The organism is Pseudoalteromonas arctica (assembly GCF_012927645.1).
In the GTDB taxonomy this organism is placed as follows: domain Bacteria; phylum Pseudomonadota; class Gammaproteobacteria; order Enterobacterales; family Alteromonadaceae; genus Pseudoalteromonas; species Pseudoalteromonas arctica_A.
In genome coordinates, this window is sequence record NZ_JABBMT010000092.1 from 1 (window position 1) to 818 (window position 818).

General features: G+C 33.7%; 1 protein-coding gene. It reads right to left on the minus strand.

What is annotated here, in order from left to right; genetic code table 11:
* Positions 1-110 precede the first annotated feature (110 nt).
* Positions 111-443, minus strand: coding sequence for a hypothetical protein (locus HHO47_RS19025; RefSeq protein ID WP_169021698.1), 333 nt, complete (start codon positions 441-443; stop codon positions 111-113).
* Positions 444-818 lie beyond the last annotated feature (375 nt).

Sequence of the window (818 nt, forward strand, 5' to 3'; positions counted from 1 at the left end):
TGTGGTACAACAGTAACCGATTGCATTCCTACTTAGGGTATCAAAGCCCAAATGATTTTGAATTTAAAATTAATGAGTTAGAAAAAGTAGCTTAACTAGGGTGACTGAATTTAGTTGACCAGGTCAATCTGACCTGGTTCAGTCAAAGCTAATACAACCTCATCTAGGTTACCTGTATTAGCAGATGTACCAATTGCAGTAAAAGTATCATCAAGATTATGTCTAAGTACACTTAAGTTAACATCCGTCTCAGTTGATTGGCCTACGAGCAAAGCTGTCGTTTTGCTTCGTTCAGTAATTTCAAAGTGGTAACAAATACTTTCGCCAGGCTGAGAATTACTAAGCGTATACAGGCTTTCTGTCGCTAGCGTAGGACAAATTGGTGTGATTGTAGTTTCTACAGCTAACTCCTCATTTAACTTAACTGCACTTTGCTTTTTCATTAATGCTTTTTGAGGAAATACATCTGTTGTTACAAATTTATTTACTTCACCTGCATTATCTAAGTCGTGTTCAACGGCTAATACTTGAGATGAGATTAAAAGTGATAAACATTAGAGTGGGAGTGTGATTTTATTCACATTAACGTCCTTATTTGATTGTTTTAGAGTCTATAAAGTAAACATAAAATATTACAATTGCAACAAAAGTTAATGAAAAAACATTTGTTTATTTGCCCTCTCTGTCAGACTCTGACTCTTATACACAAATAAATTAGGCTTCAATTGAACTTTATTTATATCAGTCGATCAGATCAGTTATAACGAAAAAACCGATCGAGTTTAATTATTATGCTGATAAAAGATACTGAAAAATGG

What these genes read in the sequence shown, in the direction of transcription:
- HHO47_RS19025 (WP_169021698.1), bottom strand. Translation starts at nt 443, where the DNA reads ATGAAAAAGCAAAGTGCAGTTAAGTTAAATGAGGAGTTAGCTGTAGAA.